Origin of the sequence: Celeribacter neptunius (genome assembly GCF_900113955.1) — a bacterium.
GTDB lineage: Bacteria > Pseudomonadota > Alphaproteobacteria > Rhodobacterales > Rhodobacteraceae > Celeribacter > Celeribacter neptunius.
This window is the reverse complement of sequence record NZ_FORH01000003.1, coordinates 121,826-139,538: the sequence shown is the minus strand read 5'-3', so window position 1 is coordinate 139,538 and position 17,713 is coordinate 121,826. Positions and strand designations below refer to the sequence as shown.

Here is a 17,713-nt window from a genome sequence, read left to right as displayed (position 1 = left end):
GGGGGGCTTAACCGATGGCGTGACGCCAGGAGGCGGAATAGTTTCCGGTCACGTGATGCTCCAGCTGGCGTTCGATATCGCCCAGAAGCGAGGAGGCACCGAAGCGGAACAGATGATTTGACAACCAGTGGTTGCCCAGCTCTTCCTTGATCAGCGACAGATAGACCAGCGCGTCTTTCGCTTTCGAGATCCCACCCGCCGGCTTGTAACCGACGCGGTAACCGGTGCGGGCATAGTAATCGCGAATGGCGCGGATCATCACCAGCGAGACGGGCAGGGTGGCATTGACGCTTTCCTTGCCGGTCGAGGTCTTGATGAAATCGGCGCCGGCCATCATGCAGACCTGCGACGCCTTGGCGACATTGCGCAGGGAGCCGAGTTCGCCGGTTGCCAGAATGGCTTTGACATGGGCCTCGCCACAGGTGGCGCGAAATTCGGCCATCTCGTCATAGAGCGCCTGCCAATCGCCCGAGAGCACATGACGGCGTGAGATCACGATGTCGATCTCTTTCGCACCGGCCTTGACGCTCTCCTCGATCTCCTTCACCCGCAGATGGAACGGCGACAGCCCGGCCGGAAAACCGGTGGAGACGGCGGCGACCGGAATGCCGGTACCGTCGAGCGCCGCGACCGCGGGTTCGATCATGTCGTGATAGACACAGACCGCGCCGGTGGTGATCCTGGTCGGGGATTGTGAACCCATGCCCATGGCGTCCAGCAGGTCTTGCCGCACCGGATGGGCCGCCTTGGCACAGAGCCGTCTGACCCGGCCGGCCGTGTCATCGCCCGCCAGCGTGGTCAGATCGATCATGGTGATGGCTTTCAACAACCAGGCTGCCTGATGGTCCTTTTTCACCGACCGGCGCCCGGGCAGGGTGGCACAGCGGCGTTCGACGGCAGACGTGTTCACCTGTTGCCCGCGCACGATGTCCAGATCGAGCGCCATGCCGGGATTGCGCGGCTCATGGGTCTGGGGCGTGATCTGCGGCAAATGCGCAGTGTCCCCGGCCACATTTGTGCCGGTCGGGGTCAAGTCTGTTGTGCTCATCGATTGGCTCCGTTGTCGCTCGGCCCGCAAGCTGGCACGGAAGCGCAGCTTTGGCAATCATTGACCATCTGGTCAAATCGGTTGGACCACACCTTTTTGGTGTTTCACCCGATATTGTCGCGGCGTCATGTCAAAACGCGCACGAAACAGGCGATGAAAATGGCTCATATTGTGAATACCAATATCGGTGGCGATTTCCGAGAGCGAATCCGGCGTGCCTTTCAATTGCCGCGCGGCGTAATCCATGCGCAGCCGGTTGATGTAATCCGAAGGCGTCTGGCCGAGATGGGCCTGCATGGTGCGGGCGACATGTGCATGGGCCTTGCCGCATTGCGCCACCAGCCCTGCGGCGCCATCGCGGAACACCGCCGGGTCTTCGGCGCGCAAGAGCGCCTCGGAGAGCCAGGCGGGAATGCTGGCGGCCTCTTCGCGGGCCTCGAAACTCAGCTCTGCGACCAGCGGAATCAGAAAGGCTTCGAGATAGAGCGTCGTGCGCGGCGCGGCTTCGAGAGATTTGGCCGCGGTCGACAATTGCGCCAGATGCCGGATGTCGCGATGCACCTGAACGGGCAGGGAGCCGGCCTCGGGAAAGAACTGTGATACTTCCGGGAAGCGCGTCACCAGATCCTTGATCCGTTTGCGGCGGGGAATCACATTGGCGATATGGCTTTCTTCACCCAGGCCTTGCAGCGCATGCGGCAGGCCGGGGGCGAGAAACACCAGATCCCCTTCGGTCAAATCCATCTTGCCGCCTTCCGTGACCAGACGGGCGCGGCCATTGTGCAGCCAGAAAATTTCATAATAATCCTGATCGTGCAGTGCTTTAGGTCGCGAACGCGACAGGACAGAGCGAGAAAAATGAAATTCCTCTCCCTTCGTGAGAATATCTGCTTGGCGTAAAATCACTTTCGTCATGCACGAGATATTACCACAGGTTGTGGCCGGTTCCGCATGCCTTCTGATCCAAATTCGTGAAAAAATGTATCTTCGATGCACTTTGCCGAATTCGCGAGCAGAGCGGGAGGCGTGACTGTGGCACGTGACTGTGGCGTGACAGGGGGCGGGAAACCGGTTAGGAGCAGCGCAACCCTGCCAGAATGAGGATTCGCCCCATGAGTTCGTCCACCTCCCTCCTGTCCTTCGATCGCTCGATCAAGATTGCCCCGTCGATTCTTGCTGCCGATTTCGCGAATTTCGGACGTGAGATTGAAGCCGTCGAGGCCGAGGGCGCGGATTGGATCCATGTCGATGTGATGGATGGGCATTTCGTGCCGAACCTGACCTTCGGTCCGGCGATGTGCAAGGCGATCCGCCCGCATATCAAGACGGTGATGGATGTGCATCTGATGATCTCGCCGGTCGATCCCTATATCGAGGCCTTCGCCGAGGCTGGCGCCGATATCATCACCGCCCATGTCGAGGCCGGTCCGCATATTCACCGTACCATGCAGGCGATCCGTGCCAATGGTGCCAAGGCTGGTGTGGCGCTCAATCCGGGGACCCCGGCCGAGAGCGTCGAATACTTGCTCGATATGGTCGATCTGATCTGTGTGATGACCGTGAACCCCGGCTTCGGCGGGCAGAAATTCATCCATTCGCAGATCGAGAAGGTCAAACAGCTGCGCCAGATGGTCGGCGATCGCCCGATCCATATCGAGATCGATGGCGGGGTGGATCCGTCCACCGCGCCTTTGGTGGCGGCCGCCGGTGCCGATGCGCTGGTCGCGGGCTCTGCGGTGTTCAAAGGCGGCTCCGTCGCGAACCCGGCGCCCTATGGCGAGAATATCCGGGCGATCCGGGCCGCTGCGGAAGGCGCGCGCTGAGCCATTTGGTGGTTTTGAGTCTTTTGGGGATATTCAAGCGCAGGGGCGGCGGCTTCGCCTTGTTCCGCGCCGGAAGTGAACGGCAGGAAAGTCCGCAAAGCAGACCTGGACCCTATCCTCCCTTTCTCGGAGGTTCTGCTTATTCCGCCTGCGTCCCCGGCAGCAGGAAGGTGATACCCTCGCTCTGAGCCAGTTCGGCGATGTCTTCCTCGTAATGGGCGCTGACCGCCTCGATGTCGATGTCGTCCCAGCCGGGGATATCGCATCGTGGGGCGAGCACGTCCGGCCTGCCGTATTTGTCGAGAAACAGCAGGATCACCTGCTCATATTGCGCTTGCGTCTCTGGCGGGTGGCTCCGGAGATAGGCGTCGAGCCGGATGAAACCTTCATCCTCAAGCAATGGGCGCAAAGGGGCGAGTGCGCCGGTCAGAGGCTGATCGCCCGACAGGTTGAAAAGCTTGTGCAGCACCCGTGGCCAGATCAATGGTGCGTCCTCTTCACACCAGATCAGAAGCGGGACATCAGGGACGGCGCTGCGCAGCGCGGCGATCGTGTCCCGCCAGCGCAGGGTCTCGGGATCGACACGCTCGAGGAAGCCCTGAATGCGGGATTGTGCCGTGCCCGAGGTCAGGCTGTTGTACAGGAAAACCGCAGGGTTGATCAGCGACAGGCTGATTTGCAGATCGGACGAGGCAAAAAGTTCCGTTACCGGGGCCACCCGCTCGGCAATTTCACTGTAGAGCATGTCGCCGGAGAAACTGTCGCGCAGGGAGGCGGACCAACGGTCGTCCGACAAGAAGAGTTTTCCCGCTGAGGGTTGGCCAAGCAAACGCATCATGACCTCCTCCTCTTCAGGTTTGATCGGCGGCAAGCCGTCGAGCTGTTCGAGCATGCTCAGAATGACCGCGCGGGCATGGCGCATGGTCGGGGTATATATCCCGTTGGCTTTCAGCCGCTCTTCGTTTTCTTGCACATTTTCAGGCAGGTAACCGTTGGCGGTAAAATGGACCCCGATATGCAGATTGACCCATGTGGGCGTATTGGGGTGTCCGGGGGCTGTCTGTGTTTCGGTCAATGTGCGGTCTCCCCCCGTTCCACAGTGAAAAAGAAGTCCTCCTCGGGCGCGCGTGCGACGATCTCGTCGGGCACGCATTGTGGGCCGTTGAGGAACACGTTCGCCCCGAAATGCCGGTGCAGCCGGCTGAGTTTCTCCATCCGTGCGCCGGTCAGTTCGGCGTAGAAGTTGCTGTAGTTTTCCGTCGCGCGCAGCTCTGCGATCTTGTCGCGATGGGCCTTCACGCAGGCCTCGTGCTGGGCCCTGATCTTCGGGTCCGCGAGCAGCCGGTCGTATTCTTCCTGCAGCTTCGGGATCATCCGTTGAATCGAGGGCTCATGTTCGAAATTGTTGTTCATGCGGAACCAGTAGGCAAGGCCCTGGTCGCGGTCCACATGGTTCACCCGGCCGCGGTCGCGTTTGACCAGAAAGCTCTCGGCGGAGCGCACTGCGTAATGGTTGAGCTGCACCACGTCATAGCCATAGGTCGCGGCATTCGAGCGCCAGGCATTGCGGAATTCCCCCTCGGGCATCGGTTTCGCGGAGCCATTGTACCAGCGGATCTTGTCCCAGATCTGCGGCTTGAGCCCCTTCGGACGATGCACGCCGAGCTTCTTGAACAGACCGACATTCTTGAACAGGGTTTTGAACCCCCAGGCCTGATGCGGCTTGTTGGCAAACTCCGGGGCCGCGCTCGAGAATTGCTCGATCAGGAAGCGATCCTCATAGCCATGCACGTCATTATTGCCGAACAGCCGCCAGGTACAGGAGATCAGATTGGCATCGGGCACCACGTCGAAGAGCGCCTTCATCGTGCCGTCGCCGACCTTGATATTGAGGAATTCGTCGACATCCATCGAGATCGCCCAGTCGCTCCCGGTGATCACCGGTTCGCTCTCGGCCTGTTGCAGCGCGTGGTGCTGCGGTTTGAGGCCCGTGCCCTGAAACTTGTTGTCGCGATGCTGCACCAGCCCCTTGTCCTGCAACAGGTCGAGGAAGGTGTCGGTGCCGTCCGTGCAGTCATTGGTATAGACCAGAAAACCCTCGATGCCGATCGCCCGGTGATAGGCCAGCCATTCGAGAATGAACGGGCCTTCGTTTTTCATGCAGGTGACGATGGCGACCGAATTGTCGCCTCTGGGTGGCGGCGCCACCTCTTCCTCGGGCATGAAAATCGGTTTGTGGCCCCATTCGCGCTCGGCCATCTCGATCAGCGGTCTGTGATGGATCAGCGAGGCTTTCGGCACCAGTTTCGACACGGTGGGCGCCTGATGGCGCAGGCCCATGTGGCGATAGAAGCGGTAGAACAGCTTGGGGTCGACCCCGCCGACGCGTACCAGCCGGAACACGGCATCCTCGGGCAGGGCGGCCATCGAGGCGCACCAGCGCCCACGGCGTTTCTTCTCGTCGAACTGGACACAGATATGATCGGCAAATCGGGTTTCGTCCTCCTCGCGCACCCGCCACGGGTAGCATTGCTGGCCGACAAGCTGCACCACGCCGTCCTCGGCCTTTTGCGCCATGTCGAAAATCGTGTCGCGCGGATCGCGGGGAATGAGATCGTAGACCTCGATATTGGCCACTGCACGCGCCTCGGCGAGGAACAGATGTCGCAGCGCCTCATAGATCAGGACATCCGACAAAGGCGCGGTCCAGGGATCCGGATCGGGCACTTCCATCCGGTCCTTGCCCGGCGCGCCGGGCGTCATGTAGGGGTGATGTTCCGACGGGTTCGTGGCCGCGCCCAGAGGCGTGTCGGCACTGACCAGCAGGACATGCATCTCGGCGAGGTCGCCCCCGGCGGCAAGCCCGGCCGCGATCGCCTCGGCAAATTTCGCATCCTCTTTGGGACCGGCCCGGTCGACGATCACGGCGCCGTTCATCCCCTGATGGCGCGCATGATAGGCCAGCCAGTCGAGCACCGTCCGGGCGCTTTCATCGTTGCGGGTGGCGAGCGCGACATTGCGTCCGGCAAGCCATTCGGGTTGCGGCGCCTCGGGCCGGATCTCGCGCAACTCACCGTTGAAATAGGCCGTGATCCCGCCATCGCGCATCTGCCCCCGGACCCAGGGGGCACCGCCGACGGATTTGATCTCGGGCGTGTGGAGCAGATTTTCCGCCACCACTTCGGACAGGTGGCTGTCATGGGAAAAGAACAGGTCAACCTGTCCTTCGGTGCCCAGAACGGAAGCCAGAAGCCGGGCCGGGCCGAGCTCGAGAGCGTTCAATCTATGCCGTATCAGTCGTGCCATAGTCTGTTCTTGTCAGCTTTCCGTTGAAAGCCCCTTAAGTCGTTTGAGATGGGCGGCGAGTTGTGTCGGCCCCGGTGGGGTCGAGCCGGCCATGAGTGTCAGTTGCCACATGAGTTCGACGACATCGCGCCGTGCGGTCAGCTTTTTGAGCTGGGCGCGGTGATGGGCAAGGCTCTGTGCGTGCAGATCGTCGAATTCCGAGAGTTCTGTTCGCGCGGCCTTTGCCGCTTGCGCCATCGGCGTGATGCGCTGATCCTCTTCGGTGTTGAAGTTGCGCTCCGCCCAATAGCCTGCGCCGACATGTTTTTCCATGCGGTTGGGCAGGCCGCGCAGAGTCTTGAGAATGAATTCCTCGACCGAGCGCACCGAATAATGGTTGAGCCAGGCGCGTTCGCCTTTCGAGGGCAGGCCGAACAGGTTGATCCGCGATTGCTGGGCGGCGAACTCGGGCGAGAGCGGTTTGCCGGTGGCGGCGAGCCAATGCGCCGGCTTGTCCTTGTCGCTTTTGGGGCGGTGCACGCCAAGCCCCTTGAACGCCGCGGGACGGTGCAGGGTCTTGAAGAAATGCGCCAATGGCAGGGCGATCTCGTCGGGCGCGGCCCGGGTGAAACGCTCGGTGACCGGTCGATCATCCCAGCTGCCGATGCCGCTGTTGCCGAAAAGATGCCAGCGCAGCGGCATGGCCTCCGCCGCCTCGGGCAACAGATCGCCGAGCGTCTCTCCTTCGAGACACAGATATTCATCCACGTCAAAAAACAGCGCCAGATCGGCCTGTTTGTAGAGCGGATGTTTCGAGAGTTTCTTGAGCGCCTGCCACTGGTAGGACTTCTCGCCCTCGGGGGTAAAGGGCAGATGGGTGACGTGGCCGGCTTTGTCGAGTGCCGCGAGCAGCGTGCCCGAGCCGTCGCTGCAGTCATGCGAGGCGATGAGAAAATGCGAAAACCCTGCAGCCCTGTGATGGGCGAGCCAGTCGAGCAGCCATGGCCCTTCGTCGCGGATGCATGTGATCGCGAGTGTCTTCACGCTCTGGCCCCTGTTTTTCCTTGAAAACTTGGTCTCATGAAGCCCCCGTCAAGTCAAGGGAATGCCCCCTTTCGACCGGCTGGATGTGGGGGCGAGAGGCGTGGGAAAAAGGGGTGTCACGAAAACACCCATGTGTTTTCAAAATCGAAACCTCTTTGTTTTTCAACTATATTCACGCATGGGGCTGGGCTATGAGGTTTTCAGCCGGTTTACGTATGTGGAAAGTGTTGAGATGACCAAACTGCCTGAGATCGCATCGCTGTGGATCGGTGGAAACCTGAGCTGGCTCGAACAGCTCTGTCTCAAGAGCTTTGCGGATCAGGGACATCACACCACGCTCTATTCCTACGAACCGATCCCCAATGTGCCGCCAGGGGTACATACCGCCGATGCCGCCGATATCTACCCGGGCGAGCCGATGCTGCGCCATGCCCGCACCGGCAGCCCGGCGATCCATGCCGACATGTGGCGACTCAACCTGTTGAAGAAAACCGACAAGATCTGGGTCGACGCGGATATGTATTGCTACAAGCCCTTCGATTACACATCGCCCTATGTCTTCGGCTGGGAAAAGCCGGGTCTGGTGTGCAACGCCGTGCTGGGCCTGCCCTCCGACAGCAAGACACTCAATGGGCTTCTCGAGTTCTTCGAGGACGAATATGCCATCGCGCCTTGGCTCAAGCCGGAACAGATCGCCGAGCTGGAGGCCGAGCGCGATGCCGGCAATCCGGTGCATATGACCGAACAGACCTGGGGGTTCACCGGGCCCTCGTCGGTGACGCATTTTCTGATCGAAACCGGTGAGATCGAGCATGCGCAGCCCGAGCCCGCCTTCTATCCGGTGAGTTTCAAGGAGCGGAATCACCTGATCATCAGCCGTTTCAACCCGGAGGAAGAGTTCACCGGGGATACGCGCGGTGTACATTTCTGGGCACGACGGATGAAGCCGCGGCTCGAGGAGAAAGAACACAACACGCCGCGCCGTGGCTCGTTCATGGACGGGTTGCTCAAGAAACACGCCATCGATCCGGCCGCGGCGCCGATCCCGGCAAAAAAGGCGAATGCCAATGCCAAAGCGCCGGTCGACGACCCGGCCTTTCAGAAAAAGATCGCGCGTCTCGCGCTTGCCGGTGATCTGTCGATGGACAAGATTTGCCGCGACTATCTCGTGGACAAGCGCTTTGTGAAGCAATGTATCGAAGCTCTGGGGCAGGCGGTTTTGACAGAAGAGGTCGGGGCATCCGTGCCGGGCACCTCGGAGCTACCGGTTTCCGGAGAGCTCCCCGTGGATGTCGAGGCCATGGATGTCTCGATGTTTGGCCGTGAGGATATCGTCAATGTGATCCTGCAGCGCTCCGATGTGCTGACCGGACGGGATGAGCGCCCGGGGCGGGTCATCAAGGGCTGGAGCGAGGGAGATACCACGGCTATCGACCGCGTGACGGCCGAACATGGTGACGAGCTCGTGCGGGAGGCGGCGCGGTTGATCGCGGAGGAATTTGCGGATGTACGTGGGATTTTCGATGCGCAACCGCCCAGGCGGATTGCGGATATCGGTTGCGGCTATGCGATCTTCGATCTCTTCGTGGCGCGGGCCTACGGCTCCGAGCCCTTGCTGATTGATCTCGAGGAAAATGACCAGCGGCATTTCGGTTTTGAAGGCCAAGGTGCGGCCTATTCCAACCTCGACACTGCCCGGCGGTTTCTGATGGCCAACGGGGTGTCAGACACGTCCATCGAGACGCTCAACCCCCGCGCGCAGGATCTGATGGCGGTGCAGCCGGTCGATATGGCGGTCAGCTTCGTTGCTTGCGGCTTCCATTTCCCGGTCGATCTCTACATGCCGTTTTTCCGCGAGAAGGTCCGTGCAGGCGGGCGGATCCTCTTGGATCTGCGCGGCAAGACATTCGACGCTCAGGCGGAGGTTCTGTCCGAGCTGGGCGAGCTGAGGGTGCTGGGCGGGGCGCCGAAACGCCGCCGGGTTCTGGTGACCAAGGCGGGGTAACCCGGTCAATACCCGAGCCGCCCGGCGATCCGGGTCAAAAGGCTCGGTGCCAGCGCGATCAGGATCACGATCCGCACCAGATGGTGGATCGAGATATAAGCCACCTCGGCATGCATCGCCAAAGCCACCAGCGACATTTCGGTGAGCCCGCCTGGCGCATAGGCCAGAAGCACCTGTTCCATGGTCTGACCGAATGCCCCGTGCAGCAGGAGCGCAAAGCCCAGCGACAGGGTCATGGTGATCACCGTGCCGCCCAGCGTCAGCAGCAGAGTTTGCCCCACCAGACGCGGGCTGGCACCTTTGAAGCGGCAGCCCATGGTGGTGCCGAGAATGACCTGAGCCGCGACCACGATCAGCGCCGGCGGCGAGGAATGGGTCAGCCCGGTGAGATGCGCCGCGCCTGACAGGATCATCGGCCCCAACAGCCCCGGGGCGGGCAGGCGCAGACGATTGCCGAGCCAGGCCCCCAGAAGCGCGCAGCCGATCAGGATCAAGGCGCTCATCAGCGTGAGCCCGGCGCCGGTGCCTCCGCTCAGCGGCACGCCTCGCACGTCGTAGCCGAGGATCACCCGGAACCACAGGGCAATGATCGAGATCGAGACGACGATCCGCCCGGCATGGGCCAGGATGATGCGTTTCTCATCGCCGCCCATGGCGCTGCCGATCACCGTCATCTCGTTGAGCCCGCCCGGCATGGCGGAGAAAAACGCGGTCACCGGATCGAGCCGACCGACCTTGATATAGAAGGGGACGACGAGGGCCGCTGCCATCGCCAGATAGACGGCAAGCCCCGCAAGCGAGAGCCCCCAGCGGCTGATATGTTCAAATGTTTCGGCGGAAAATCCCGAGCCCAGCATCACCCCGATCACTGGGATGACGATCGGGCGCAGCGTGTTCGGCGTCTCCAGCGGTGCACCGGCCATGACAAAGGTGAAAATCGCCAGCATCGAGCCGAGCATCCAGGGCAGTGGCAGATGCATCAGATAGAACCCGGTGCCGCCGGCCGCCCCGATCAACAGGGTCAGGGCAATCAGGCTCAGGCGTTTGGGCGCGGGAAGGCTCGGCAATGCGGTGTCCAGTGGGTTTTCCGGCGGGCTGTCCGGTGGGAGGTCGGGCGATCGCCGGAAGCATAGCGTGCTCGCCTTTCGGAGCAAGGTGGCGGGCGCTCGGGTTTGTGCACAGGGCTTTCGCAATTGGGACAGATTTTGCTCGGAACGGCCGCTTTCAGTGGGCAAAAAGATGAATTTCCCCGGGAATGGCTCCAAATCCGCACCTGTTACAAATGTTTTTCACCCCTGTCACAAAGCGGATTCAGTGCCTGTGCTTTATCCCGGCCAACGAAATGAGGGGTTGCACATGCTCGAAGTGAAGGGCCTGACCAAGCGGTTCGGCGCGAATATCGCCGTGGACAAGATGAGCTTTACGGTGGACCGGCCTTTGATGATCGGCATCATCGGGCGTTCCGGCGCCGGCAAGTCCACCTTCCTGCGGATGATGAACCGGCTGACCGACGCCTCCGAGGGGGCGCTGAATTTCGAGGGCCGCAATGTGCTGGGGCTTTCCGGCAAGGAGAAGCGCGACTGGCAATCGACCTGCGCGATGATCTTTCAGCAATTCAACCTCGTGCCGCGCATGGATGTCGTCTCAAACGTTCTGCATGGCACGCTGGGGCGGCGCTCGACGCTCGCCACCATGTTCAACCTCTACCCGGAAGAGGATATTCACAAGGCGATCGACATTCTCGATCGTCTGGGCATCGCGGATCATGCGCCGAAACGCGCCGAGGCGCTCTCGGGCGGCCAGCAACAGCGCGTCGCCATCGCTCGCGCCCTGATGCAGGACCCGAAGGTGATCCTTGCCGACGAACCGATCGCGTCCCTGGACCCGATGAACGCCCAGACCGTGATGGAAGCGCTCAGACGCATCCATGACGAGGATGGTCGCATGGTCATCGCCAACCTGCACACGCTCGACACCGCGCGGCGCTATTGCGATCGCATCATCGGCATGCGTGACGGCCGCATGGTGTTCGACGGCACGCCGGCCCAGCTGACCACCGGGGTTGCCCGCGACATCTACGGTGCCGGCGCCGATTTTTCCGAGGCCGCGACCTCGACCGAAATCCGCGATCACGAGGCTTTGGAACAGGCCGAAATGCGCGCCGCCGAAGTCGTGATCTGACCCATTCATCAAAGTCCGCACTCAACCGAACTCATCGCGGATCAAATCAACTGGAGAGACAGATGAAGAAACTGCTTGCTGCCGTTCTGGCCACCACCGCCCTCGCGGGTGCTGCTCAGGCCGAAGACATCAAAGAATTCAACATCGGGATCCTCGGCGGTGAAAACGCCCAGGACCGTCTGAACGCCTATCAGTGCCTTGGCGACTACACCAAGGAAGCTCTCGGTGTAGAGGTGAAAATGTTCGCCCCGGCCGATTATAACGGTGTGATGCAGGGCCTTCTGGGCGGCACCATCGACATGGCTTGGCTCGGCGCCTCTTCCTACGCCGGTGTCTACATCCAGGACCCGGAAGCCGTTGAACCGGTGCTCATCAAGATCAACCTGGATGGGTCCTACGGCTACCACTCGATCGGGTTTGCCCGCAAAGACAGCGGCATCACCTCGCTCGACGATATGGAAGGCAAGGTCTTCGGTTTCGGTGATCCGAACTCCACCTCCGGCTATCTGATCCCCTCGATCGAGATCCCGACCTACAAGGACGGTGTCACGATGGAGCCGGGCGACTATTTTGCTGACGTGAAATTCACCGGCGGTCACGAACAGACCATCATCGCCGTCAACAATGGTGACATCGACGGTGGTGTGACCTGGGCCGACGGTCAGGGCGCCTGGGAAGATGGCTACAACAACGGCGCGCTGCGCAAAGCCGTCGATGCCGGTCTCGTCGACATGAACGATCTGGTCGAAATCTGGCGCTCCAAGCCGATCCCGGAAGGCCCGATCGTGCTGCGCAAAGCGCTGCCGGACGATGTCAAAGCGATCATGACCAAACTGGTCGATGAGCTGCATGAAACCGATCCGGAATGCGCCTATGGCGTGGCCGCCGGCGACAGCCTCGGCTTCGACCCGATCACCCATGCGGCTTACGAATCCATCGTTGCGGCCCGTCTGGCGAAAGCCAACTAAGCGCCGCTTGAAACGCCAGGACCTCGCGCAGCTCGCGCGGGGTCTTTCCCTTTGAAGGACCCCCGGACATGGCCGACACCACCGCTGCATCTTTGGATGCGACCCGCGCCAATTATGTGGCGCTGACCCGCCAGCGTCGCCTTTACGGCGGCATCATGCTGTTGGTTTTTGTGCTGCTCATGGCGTCAGGCTTCGGCATCGCCAATGACCGCAACGCCGGTGGCTTTCTGCCCGGCCTGCCGCAGATGTTCGACTTTCCCGCCGAGGTGATCGCCGAGGCCTGGACCAAACGTGCCAACCTGCCGGGCCATATCGCGAAAGCCCTGCCGGCCCTGATCGAAACCCTGAACATCGCCGCCATCGCCACCATCTCGGGCGCGCTGGGCGCGATCCTGCTGTCGATGCTGGCGACCCAGGGGCTCGCCCCCTGGCCGCGGCTCATTCCGGTGTTTCGCCGGATCATGGACCTGATGCGGGCGATCCCCGAGATCGTCATCGCGCTGGTGCTGATCTTCGTTCTGGGCGGTGGCCCGGTGCCCGCCGCCATCGCCATCGGTTTTCACACAGTCGGTGCGCTGGGCAAGCTGTTTTCCGAAGTGAACGAGAATGCCGATCTCAAGCCGCTCGAGGGCCTCAGCTCCGTCGGCGCCACATGGGGCCAGCGGATGATGCTGGGCCTCGTGCCGCAGGTCGCGCCGAACTGGTTTTCCTATGCGCTTCTGCGTTTCGAGATCAATATCCGCGCTTCTGCCATTCTCGGTTTCGTCGGTGCCGGCGGCATCGGCTACGAGCTGAAAAACGCCATCTCCTGGGGGCAGGGCAAATTCGACGAGGCCGCCGCCGTGTTCATCCTGTTGTTCCTGACCATCGTGGTCTTTGACCAGATGTCCTCCTACATCCGCAATCACCTGACCTACGGGTCCGTGAAAGGAGCCCGCAAATGAGCCTTGCCGCCGCGCCCCAGACCCGCGACATGCGGGCTCGCGCCACCGCGCTGATCGCCCGTAAACGCCTGATCGGCCTCGCCCTGCCGGCACTCATCCTGGCCTATTGCGCCTATGTGTTCTTTGCCTTCGACATTCTCGGTCTGGCGCAGCGGGCGCGTTGGGACAATGCGGTGACGCTGGTCTCCGACACCTATAGTTACAAGACCGTGGTCGAGCGCAACAACCGCTCCGGTGTTTTCGAGGTCGCCGTCGAGGGCGAGCGCAAAGGCACATATGACGAGACCAATATGCCGGGCTGGGTCGTGCTGGCTGAGGACAGCGCGCATATCACGCTCGACAATGGCGGCAGCATCGACATCAATGGCGATCTCGTGCGCTTCGACGTGCCGGGCTATGGTGTGATCGAGGCGACGCAGAGCCGCTCGGCTGGCGTCACCACCAATCTCGATCCCGAGGCTCTGCCGGACTGGGTGTCGCTGTCGAAAACCCGCCTCATGGTCAGCACCGATGCGGCACGGCTCACCCTGACCAAGGCCCGGACCGAAGTCTTCGTCTATGATTTCGGCTGGGAGCTGTTCTTTTTCACGCTCGAGAGCCCCTATTACGATCACAGCTTTGGCGAGATCCTTTTCGGCGACCGTATCGATCCGGCCCGCTCCAACCTGACGGGGGCCTGGCAGGATTTCTGGAACAACGCGATCTGGCGTCATGGTGACACGGCCTGGGCGCTGTTCGAAACCGTGCTCATGGCTTTCTTGGGCACCTTCGGTGCGGCCATCGTTGCCCTGCCGCTGGCCTTTCTCGCTGCGCGCAATTTCGCGCCGCTCAAAGTGGTGCGTATGGCGGCGCGGCGGCTGTTCGACTTCTTGAGGGGCGTCGACGGGCTGATCTGGACCATCCTTCTGTCGCGTGCCTTCGGGCCCGGCCCGATGACCGGCGCGCTGGCGATGCTGTTCACCGACACCGGCTCTTTCGGCAAGCTGTTCTCTGAAGCGCTGGAAAATGTCGATGGCAAGCAGATCGAGGGCATCGCCTCCACCGGTGCCAAGCCTTTGCAGCGCTACCGCTTCGGGGTGATCCCGCAGATCGTTCCGGTGCTCTTGTCGCAGGTGCTGTACTTCTTGGAATCCAACACCCGGTCGGCCACCATCATCGGGGCGATCACCGGTGGCGGCATCGGGCTCTTGCTGACCCAGGCGATGATCACCCAGAAGGACTGGGAAGAGGTGTCCTATTACATCATTCTCGTGGTGCTTCTGGTGATGGCGATGGACAGCTTCTCCGGCTGGCTGCGCCGCAAGCTGATCAAGGGCGAATGAGAAGAACAGGCTGCACGTTGCGGGGGCTGGTCTTCGGGCTCTTGGCGTGCTGGTAATACAGCCACCGGACTCCCACCGGGGTTTCAGACAGGTGAGACATGCCAAAACTCAGTGCGACCGCGCCCTTCGTCCATGAAGGCGCCGAGGTGACCCATTCGACATTCGGCGCCTATTGCGAGGTCGGCAAGGGCGCAAGAGTGCTGAATTCCGAGTTCCTCGACTACGCCTATTGCGACCAATACGCCGATATCGCCAATACCACGCTGGGCAAATTCGCCAATATCGCTGCTTTCACCCGCATCGGTCCGACCGATCACCCGTATAAGAACGCCTCCCTGCATCATTTCCTCTATCGCTCGTCCTACTATTGGGAGGATGCCGAGGATGATCCGGCGTTTTTCGAACACCGCGCCGCGCGCCGCACGGTAATCGGACATGACACCTGGATCGGCCACGGGGCGATCATCAAACCCGAAGTGACCATCGGCCACGGCGCCATCGTCGCCTCCGGCGCCGTGGTGACCAAGGATGTGCCGCCTTACATGATCGTCGCCGGTGTGCCGTCGCAGGAAATGCGCCCGCGTTACCCGGATGGCATTGCCGAGCGGATGCAAGAGCTTGCCTGGTGGGATTGGTCGCACGAGACCCTGCGCGAGGCCCTGCCGGATTTTCGGACGCTGGAGGCCGAGGCGTTTCTGGAGAAATACGCGTGAGGTCTTGAAGGGGGGGGAGACAGGAGCTCGCTGCCATTGCCGGTCGAACGCTGAGCCGAGACAAGCCTGCCCGTGGGATGGCGCTCGAACATGCGAGGTCATCGCTTTATCCCAACCCAACCCGCGAAAGTTCAATCTGCTGTGCGCCGGTGCAATGCGCCAGCCCGCGGGGACGGGCAGGCGCAGGCGCGGCGGCTTCGCCTTGTTCCGCGCCAAAGTACGCATGTTCCCAAAGGCCGCGCCTTCGCAACCTCACTCCGCCGCCAGCGACATCTCTCCGCCGGCCGCCGCCAGTCGCTGACCGATCCGGCCGCTGAGATAGGCCACGCGTCCGCCTGAGAGCGTCGCTTCGATCTCGCGCGTGGTTTCGTTGACGACCACCAGATCCGCGCGTTTGTCCAGCTCCAGCGTGCCGCGATCCTCGAGCCGCATGATCCGGGCGGGGTTGCTCGAGATCATCGCCCAGGCGCCCGCCAGATCGCGCACGCCCTTGTCCACCAGCACCCAGGCCGCCTGGGCCAGAGCCGGGTAGTGATAATCCGAGACCAGCGCATCGCAGAGCCCGCGTTCGATCAGTTTCTGCGCCGAGATATTGCCGGATTGCGAGCCGCCGCGGGCAACATTCGGTGCCCCCATTAGCACCGGGTCGTCCATCGCCTTGGCCGCTGCCGCCGCCTTTTCCGAGATCGGGAATTCGGCAACGCGGGCGCCGAGGATGCGGAACTCCTCGCGGGTTTCGGCATCCGGGTCGTCATGGCTGCCATAGGTCACGCCCAGCGTGTCGAAGGCTTCGGCCAATTGCCACAGATGCCGGGGCACTTCGCTTTTGCGATCCTTGGCCTGGCGCAGCACCTTGATGAATTCCTCCGGTGTGCGCCCGCCACGTTTCGCCCAGGCGGCGAATTCCAGCGGCTCTTTCTTGGCGATCTCGATCGCCTCGGGCAGGTGATTGTTGAAAATCACATAATCGACGCCATAGCGCCGGATCAAAGCCAGGAGCCGGTCGCGGCTGTCGATCATATGGGTCTCGCAACGGATTTGCAGCCGGATATCAATCGGCGCCTGCGGCTCGAATGCCCGCATCTCGGCCAGAAGCTCTTCGGCATATTCCGGCCCTCTAAGCCCGCCTTCCCAGGACCAGCATTGCGCGAACCAGGCGGTCGTCACCCCATGCGCCGCTGCATCGCGGGCCGCCGAGGCGAGCCCGGAGCGGATCGGAAACGGCGCACGCGGGCGCGGCGCGATATGCCGCTCGAAGGCGTCGCCATGCAGATCGATGATGCCCGGCAGGATCATGTAGCCCGAGAGGTCCAGCTCGGGGAAGCGACCAGTCGAGAGATAGCCGCCCTCGATGCTGAGAGGGCGCTTTTCGAACCGGTCACCGCTGAGAACCGAGGCGCCGGTAAAGCTGAGCGGGGGGAGAACTGCCATGGGTAATGCCCGTGAAATGATCTGAAACACCTGCGGCTTATGCCGTTTTCAGAGGTGATACAGAGGCTTTGTATCGTCCGCGTGACGTTTTGATCAGCCTGGCGTGACACTGTCCGGGGTGACCGTGAGCGTGACCCGCTCACCGGCAAACCAGGTGATTCCGCGTTCGATCGGCGTGCCATCGGGCGTGGTGTTGAGGCTGACGGTCCTGAGCAGAGGTTCGCCGTCGCGCAGGTTCAGATGCAGCGCTTGGGTGGTGCTGGCGCGTTCGGCGCTGACCCGGGTCTCGGCCCGGATGTAATCGCCGATGCCGATGGATTTGAGCGCCTCGGTGACCGAAGAGATCTCTTCGAAGGCGGCGCGCAGCCCGGGCGTGCGTACAGTCGGGAAAATCGAGATGAAATGCGCAATCGGCGCCCCGCCAGACAAGGACAGGCCCTCGTAGACCAGAACTTCGTCGCCCTCGCTGAGCGCCAGCGCGGCGGCCTCGGTGGCGTCACAGGGCCGGGTCTCGATGCGCAGCACATTCTTGTCGGGAAGCCGCCCGGTGGCGCGGATGTTCTGGTGAAACCGCACGCGCTTGCCGATCGGATACTCGACCGGCGCGCTTTGCACAAAGACCCCGGCGCCGCGCCGCGAGCGGGTGATGCCGCGTTCGGTGAGATCGCTCAAAGCATGGCGGACCGTATGGCGGTTGACGCCAAAGCGACTGGCCAGTTTCGCCTCGGTCGGCAGCTTGTCGCCGGGGCGATAATGCCCCTTGGCGATCTCTTCCGAGAGGGTTTCCGCGATCGATTTCCAAACCGGCGTGCGTGGCATGGGTCTTGGTCCGTCACCAAAGTTTCACGAATTTTCACTTGCCGAGTCGGTGTGGATCGGCAATGATTTGTCTAGTTGTATAGTAATTTAGACAACTCCGCAAGATGTCTAGACAACACAGGACGAAAAA

General features: G+C 61.9%; 15 protein-coding genes. 7 read left to right on the top strand and 8 right to left on the bottom strand.

The window, feature by feature from the left end:
* Positions 1-7 precede the first annotated feature (7 nt).
* The gene (deoC, locus tag BM151_RS09445; protein WP_090060341.1) at positions 8-1,048 is read right to left on the bottom strand and encodes a deoxyribose-phosphate aldolase; all 1,041 of its coding nucleotides are present in this window, start codon (positions 1,046-1,048) and stop codon (positions 8-10) included.
* Positions 1,049-1,120: 72 nt separating this feature from the next.
* A complete protein-coding gene (locus BM151_RS09440; protein WP_090060339.1) occupies positions 1,121-1,963 on the bottom strand; it encodes a helix-turn-helix transcriptional regulator in 843 nt (280 codons plus the stop codon).
* A gap of 197 nt (positions 1,964-2,160) precedes the next feature.
* Here BM151_RS09440 and rpe point away from each other — a divergent pair, with 197 nt between their 5' ends.
* Entirely contained in the window at positions 2,161-2,871 is a 711-nt protein-coding gene (rpe, locus tag BM151_RS09435; RefSeq protein ID WP_425429537.1) for a ribulose-phosphate 3-epimerase, read from the top strand.
* Positions 2,872-3,010: 139 nt separating this feature from the next.
* On the opposite strand, the gene BM151_RS09430 is transcribed toward rpe, so the two are convergent.
* From BM151_RS09430 to BM151_RS09420, 3 genes are read right to left on the bottom strand one after another with little or no spacing between them, the layout of a single operon-like run.
* Positions 3,011-3,946: a hypothetical protein gene (locus BM151_RS09430; protein WP_090060337.1), complete on the bottom strand. Its 936-nt coding sequence runs from the start codon at positions 3,944-3,946 to the stop codon at positions 3,011-3,013.
* On the bottom strand, positions 3,943-6,177 hold the full coding sequence (locus BM151_RS09425; protein ID WP_090060335.1) for a glycosyltransferase family 2 protein: 2,235 nt from the start codon (positions 6,175-6,177) through the stop codon (positions 3,943-3,945). The genes BM151_RS09430 and BM151_RS09425 overlap by 4 nt, the downstream gene beginning before the upstream one ends.
* A gap of 12 nt (positions 6,178-6,189) precedes the next feature.
* The gene (locus BM151_RS09420) at positions 6,190-7,200 is read right to left on the bottom strand and encodes a glycosyltransferase family 2 protein (RefSeq protein WP_090060333.1); all 1,011 of its coding nucleotides are present in this window, start codon (positions 7,198-7,200) and stop codon (positions 6,190-6,192) included.
* Positions 7,201-7,432: 232 nt separating this feature from the next.
* Here BM151_RS09420 and BM151_RS09415 point away from each other — a divergent pair, with 232 nt between their 5' ends.
* Positions 7,433-9,205 (top strand): class I SAM-dependent methyltransferase, encoded by a 1,773-nt coding sequence (locus BM151_RS09415; protein ID WP_090060331.1) that lies wholly within the window; start codon positions 7,433-7,435, stop codon positions 9,203-9,205.
* 5 nt (positions 9,206-9,210) lie between these two features.
* Here BM151_RS09415 and BM151_RS09410 read toward each other — a convergent pair whose 3' ends face one another.
* Positions 9,211-10,272, bottom strand: coding sequence for an AbrB family transcriptional regulator (locus BM151_RS09410; RefSeq protein ID WP_245781161.1), 1,062 nt, complete (start codon positions 10,270-10,272; stop codon positions 9,211-9,213).
* Between the two features lie 289 nt (positions 10,273-10,561).
* Between BM151_RS09410 and phnC the strand changes: the two genes are divergently transcribed.
* From phnC to BM151_RS09385, 5 genes are all read left to right on the top strand, one after another.
* On the top strand, positions 10,562-11,386 hold the full coding sequence (gene phnC, locus BM151_RS09405; protein WP_090060329.1) for a phosphonate ABC transporter ATP-binding protein: 825 nt from the start codon (positions 10,562-10,564) through the stop codon (positions 11,384-11,386).
* A gap of 62 nt (positions 11,387-11,448) precedes the next feature.
* Complete coding sequence (gene phnD / locus BM151_RS09400; RefSeq protein ID WP_090060327.1) at positions 11,449-12,354, top strand: phosphonate ABC transporter substrate-binding protein; 906 nt, start codon at positions 11,449-11,451, stop codon at positions 12,352-12,354.
* 68 nt (positions 12,355-12,422) lie between these two features.
* On the top strand, positions 12,423-13,298 hold the full coding sequence (gene phnE, locus BM151_RS09395) for a phosphonate ABC transporter, permease protein PhnE (protein WP_090060324.1): 876 nt from the start codon (positions 12,423-12,425) through the stop codon (positions 13,296-13,298).
* Complete coding sequence (phnE, locus tag BM151_RS09390) at positions 13,295-14,620, top strand: phosphonate ABC transporter, permease protein PhnE (RefSeq protein WP_090060321.1); 1,326 nt, start codon at positions 13,295-13,297, stop codon at positions 14,618-14,620. The genes phnE (BM151_RS09395) and phnE (BM151_RS09390) overlap by 4 nt, the downstream gene beginning before the upstream one ends.
* A gap of 98 nt (positions 14,621-14,718) precedes the next feature.
* Positions 14,719-15,333, top strand: a complete 615-nt coding sequence (locus BM151_RS09385; RefSeq protein ID WP_090060319.1) for an LbetaH domain-containing protein — start codon at positions 14,719-14,721, stop codon at positions 15,331-15,333.
* A gap of 252 nt (positions 15,334-15,585) precedes the next feature.
* On the opposite strand, the gene BM151_RS09380 is transcribed toward BM151_RS09385, so the two are convergent.
* Positions 15,586-16,764 (bottom strand): alpha-D-ribose 1-methylphosphonate 5-triphosphate diphosphatase, encoded by a 1,179-nt coding sequence (locus BM151_RS09380; protein WP_090060317.1) that lies wholly within the window; start codon positions 16,762-16,764, stop codon positions 15,586-15,588.
* Between the two features lie 93 nt (positions 16,765-16,857).
* Positions 16,858-17,583 (bottom strand): phosphonate metabolism transcriptional regulator PhnF, encoded by a 726-nt coding sequence (gene phnF / locus BM151_RS09375; RefSeq protein ID WP_090060316.1) that lies wholly within the window; start codon positions 17,581-17,583, stop codon positions 16,858-16,860.
* Positions 17,584-17,713 lie beyond the last annotated feature (130 nt).